Here is a 4,469-nt window from a genome sequence, read left to right as displayed (position 1 = left end):
CGTGGCCGCCCCCGACCTACAGTGGGCGGTCGGCACCGTGGCCGCCCGCCCAGACCCGATCCGCCACGGAGGTCCGCGATGTTCACCGTCCCGACCGTCGACCTCGCGCCGTACGTCGACCCCGACGGCGATCCCGACGCCCGCCGCCGCACCGCTGCGGCCCTCGACGAGGCGTGCCGCACCGTCGGGTTCGTGCAGGTCGTGGGCCACGGCGTGCCCGATCGCGTCGTCGCCGGGCTGGCCTCCGCGATCGACGACGTCTTCGCCCTGTCCATGCCGGAGAAGAAGGCCCTCGTCGTCACCGACGGCACCAATCGCGGCTACAGCCCGCCACGCAGTGAGTCGGTGAGCCGCAGCCTCGGCGTCGAGCAGGCCACGCGGATGAACGACTTCTTCGAGGCGTTCAACGTCGGGACCGCCGCCGACGGGCCCGCGAGCGGCGGCGACGGCAACCGCTGGCCCGCCGTCGAGGGCGTCCGGGAGCGGGTCGAGGCGTGGTTCGCCGAGGCCCAGCGAGTCGCGCGGACCCTGACGACCGCCTTCGCCGACGCGCTCGGCCTCGCCCCGGACACCTTCGCCCGCCTCGCCCACGACCCCGTCGAGGTGCTGCGGATGAACAACTACGCGCTGGACCACATCCCCCGTCGCTCCGCTCGCCCCGACGAGGAACAGGACCTCCCCGAGAGCGCCGACCTCACCGGCATGGGTGAGCACGCCGACTACGGGATCGTCACCGTGCTCTGGGCGGACCAGGTCGCCGGGCTGCAGGTCCTGGGTCCCGACGACGGGGTGTGGCACGACGTGCTGCCCGCCGACGGCGCGCTGCTGGTCAACCTGGGCGACCTCACCGCCCGCCTGACCGGCGACCGGTGGCTCTCGACGTTGCACCGGGTGAAGCCGCCGATCGAGGAACGCCCGGGGGGTGGACTCAGCATCCGGCGCCGCCGCTCCGCCGCCTTCTTCCACGACGGCGACCTCGACGCCGTCGTCGAGACCCTCCCGCTCGAGGGCGCGCACCCGTATCCGCCGACGACGGTCCGCGAGCACCTCGACGCCAAGCTCGCCGGGAGCCGCGGCGGCACGCTCAACGCCTCCGCCGAGCGCGAGGCCGCCCGCGTCCGGACCGCTGCAGGGAGCGTCCGGTGAGTGCGCCGACCGACGAGACCTGGCTCGCCGAGGCCGTGGCGCTCGCCCAGCAGAACGTCGCGGACGGCGGCGGCCCCTTCGGCGCGGTGATCGTCGCCGACGGCGCCGTGATCGCCCGTGGGCAGAACCGCGTCACCCGGGACATGGACCCGACCGCGCACGCGGAGGTCACGGCCATCCGCACCGCCTGCCGAGAGCGGGGCGACTTCTCGCTGGCGGGCGCGTCCCTCTACGCGAGCTGCGAACCGTGCCCGTTGTGCGTCTCGGCGTCGCTGTGGGCCCGCCTCGATCGGGTGGTGTTCGCCGCCGACCGCCACGACGCGGCCCGCGGCGGGTTCGATGACCGCGAGTTCTACGAGCTGTTCGCCCGCGACCCCGGCACCTGGCCGACGCGGGTCGAGGCCCTCGGGGCGTCGCTCGAGCTGAATCCGCAGGCCCCGTTCGACGCGTGGCTCGCCAAGACCGACCGCGTCCACTACTAGCCGGCAGGAGACGACGATGGATCTGCCCACCGTCGAGACCCTCGACCGGCCGGGAGGCGACGACGAGGTCCGGGCGCTGCTGCCGGGGCTGGGGACCGACCGTGCCCTGCTCGGGGGCGGGACCTGGCTGTTCTCGGTGCCCCAGCCGCACCTGCGGGGGCTGGTCGACCTCACCGCCGCCGGCTGGACCCCGTTCACCGCGGACGACGACGGCCTCACGGTCGCGGCCACCGCCACCCTCGCCGAGCTCGCCGACCTCGACCCGGCCGGACACCCGCAGTGGCCGGCGCTGCCACTGCTCGCCGAGTGCTGCGAGGCGCTCGTCGGGTCCCGGAAGGTCTGGCACGTCGCGACGGTCGGCGGCAACGTCTGCCTCGCCCTGCCGGCCGGCCCGATGATCACGATGGCGGCCGCGCTCGACGGCGTCGCCGTGGTCTGGGACGCCGCCGGCCGGGAGCGTCGCGAGCCGGTGGTCGACCTCGTCGCCGGACCGCAGCGCACCACCCTCGCGGCCGGCGACCTGCTCCGCGCGGTCCACCTGCCCGCCGCGGCGCTGCGTGGGCGCACGGCGCTGCGCAAGGCCTCGCTCTCCCCGCTCGGCCGCTCGGCGGTGCTGCTCGCGGGCCGTCGTGACGGCCACACCGACGGGGCGTTCACCCTCGCGGTGACCGCCGCCCTGCCGCGGCCCGCCGTGCTGCGCTACGCCACGATCCCCTCGGCGGACGGGCTGGCCGCCGACGTCGACGCCCTCGCCGACACCCACGGCGGCTGGTACGACGACGCGCACGGCTCCCCGGCATGGCGCCACGCGATGACCCGCCACCTCGCCGAGGAGATCCGGACGGAGCTGCGGTGACCCGCGTCGACGGCGCCCCGCTCCCCGAGGGCCCGCGGCCGGGGCAGTGCCTGCGCACCTACCTGCGCGAGCACGGCCACCACGCGGTGAAGAAGGGCTGCGACTCCGGGGACTGCGGCGCCTGCACCGTCCTCGTCGACGGCACTCCGGTGCACTCCTGCCTCTACCCCGCCGTGCGCGCGGCGGACGCGGAGGTGACGACCGCGGCCGGGCTGCCGGAGGGTCCCGACGACGTCCGCGAGCGCTTCGTCGCGGCCGCCGGCTTCCAGTGCGGGTTCTGCACGCCGGGGATGGTGACGACGGCGAGCGCGTTCGCCGACCGCCTCGCCGACCCGACCGCCCGTGCCCGCACCCTGCAGGGGAACCTCTGCCGCTGCACCGGCTACCGCGCGGTCGGCGACGCCCTCGACGGCCGGACCACCGTGTCGCCCCCCGACGTCGGGTCCTTCGGCGCGCCCGCCCCGGCGCCCGCGTCCGGCCGCATCGTCCGCGGCGCCGAGCCCTACACCCTCGACGGTCCGACCCCGGACGACCTCGCGCACCTCGTCGTCGTGCGCAGCCCCCACGCCCACGCCCGGATCGTCTCGATCGACACCGGCCCGGCCCTCGCGGTCCCGGGGGTGCTGACCGTCCTCACCCACTCCGACGTGCCGGCGACGCTCTTCTCGACCGCGCGCCACGAGGACCGGCTCGACGACCCCGACGACACCCGGATCCTCGACGACGTCGTCCGCTTCCACGGCCAGCGCGTGGCCGCCGTCGTCGGGACCGACCTCGCCGCCGCGGAGGCGGGCGCCCGCGCGGTCGTCGTGGAGTACGAGCCCCTCGAGCCGGTGCTCGACCCGGAGACCGCCCGGGGCGCCACGCCGGTGCACGGCGACAAGGGCCCGGAGTGCCGGATCCTCGACCCGGCCCACAACGTCGTCGCCGCGATCCACGAGGGCGTCGGCGACGTCGGGGCGGGCATCGCCGCAGCTCGGGAGGCCGGCGGCGCCGTCGTCACCGGCACCTGGCACACCGGGCGGGTGTCGCCGTCGTCGCTGGAGACGCACGCGAGCCGGGCCTGGGTGGACGCCGACGGCCGGCTCGTCGTCCGCACCTCGACCCAGGTCCCGTTCCTCGTGCGCGACGAGCTCGCGCGGCTGCTGGGCCGCGAGCGGGAGTCGGTCCGGGTGTTCTCGGCCCGCGTCGGCGGCGGGTTCGGCTCGAAGCAGGAGTTGCTCACCGAGGACCTCGCCGCGCTGGCCACGGTGGCCACGGGCCGCCCGGTGCAGTGGGAGCTGACCCGGAGCGAGTCGCTCACCGCGACCCCGACCCGGCACCCGATGCGGGTCTCGGTCACCGCGGCGGCGACCCCGGACGGCACGCTGACCGCGCTCGCGATCGACGTGCTCTCGAACGCCGGGGCCTACGGCAACCACTCGCCGGGCGTGATGTTCCACGGCTGCCACGAGTCGATGGCGCTCTACCGCTGCGCGAACAAGCGCGTCGACGCCGAGGCGGTCTACACGACGACGCCGCCGTCGGGCGCGTTCCGCGGGTACGGGCTGGGGCAGGTGCAGTTCGCGATCGAGTCGGCCCTCGACGACCTCGCCCGCGAGCTCGGCGTCGACCCCTTCGACCTGCGCCGACGGACCGTGGTGCGCCCCGGGGACGCGTTCGTCGCCGCCGCCGACCCAGCCGAGCACCCCGACGACCTGCGGTTCGGCTCCGACGGGTTGCCGCAGTGCCTGGACCTCGCGCAGGCGGCGTTGCGCCGGGGCGGTGATCCGGCGCCGGACGGCCCGTCGTGGCGGGTCGGGGAGGGGATGGCGGTCGCGATGATCGCGACGATCCCGCCCCGGGGGCACCGCTCGCAGGCGACGGTCACGCTCGAGCCGGACGGCGGCTACCGGGTCCGGGTCGGCACCGCCGAGTTCGGCAACGGCACGGCCACCGTGCACGCCCAGATCGCCGCGACCGCGCTCGGGACCCGGCTCGACCGG

4 protein-coding genes are annotated in these 4,469 nt (G+C 76.2%); all 4 read left to right on the top strand.

Annotated elements, in window-relative coordinates; all coding sequences use genetic code 11:
* The first annotated feature begins 78 nt into the window (after window positions 1-78).
* On the top strand, window positions 79-1,146 hold the full coding sequence (locus tag AC0CYZ_RS18400) for an isopenicillin N synthase family dioxygenase (RefSeq protein ID WP_472217919.1): 1,068 nt from the start codon (window positions 79-81) through the stop codon (window positions 1,144-1,146).
* Window positions 1,143-1,628 (top strand): nucleoside deaminase, encoded by a 486-nt coding sequence (locus tag AC0CYZ_RS18395; protein ID WP_472217917.1) that lies wholly within the window; start codon window positions 1,143-1,145, stop codon window positions 1,626-1,628. Before AC0CYZ_RS18400 ends, AC0CYZ_RS18395 begins: the two co-directional genes overlap by 4 nt.
* Before the next feature lie 16 nt (window positions 1,629-1,644).
* Window positions 1,645-2,484, top strand: coding sequence for an FAD binding domain-containing protein (locus tag AC0CYZ_RS18390; RefSeq protein ID WP_472217915.1), 840 nt, complete (start codon window positions 1,645-1,647; stop codon window positions 2,482-2,484).
* The coding region (locus tag AC0CYZ_RS18385) for a molybdopterin-dependent oxidoreductase (protein ID WP_472217913.1) at window positions 2,481-4,469 on the top strand (1,989 nt) is incomplete at its 3' end. The genes AC0CYZ_RS18390 and AC0CYZ_RS18385, both read left to right, overlap by 4 nt.

The organism is Actinomycetospora sp., assembly GCF_055612215.1.
The sequence above is the reverse complement of the archived record's forward strand: the minus strand, read 5'-3'. Positions and strand labels throughout refer to the sequence as shown.

Bases quoted from the DNA above. Each gene is read 5' to 3' on its own strand.
- AC0CYZ_RS18400 (WP_472217919.1), top strand. From the start codon at position 79: ATGTTCACCGTCCCGACCGTCGACCTCGCGCCGTACGTCGACCCCGAC.
- AC0CYZ_RS18390 (WP_472217915.1), top strand. From the start codon at position 1,645: ATGGATCTGCCCACCGTCGAGACCCTCGACCGGCCGGGAGGCGACGAC.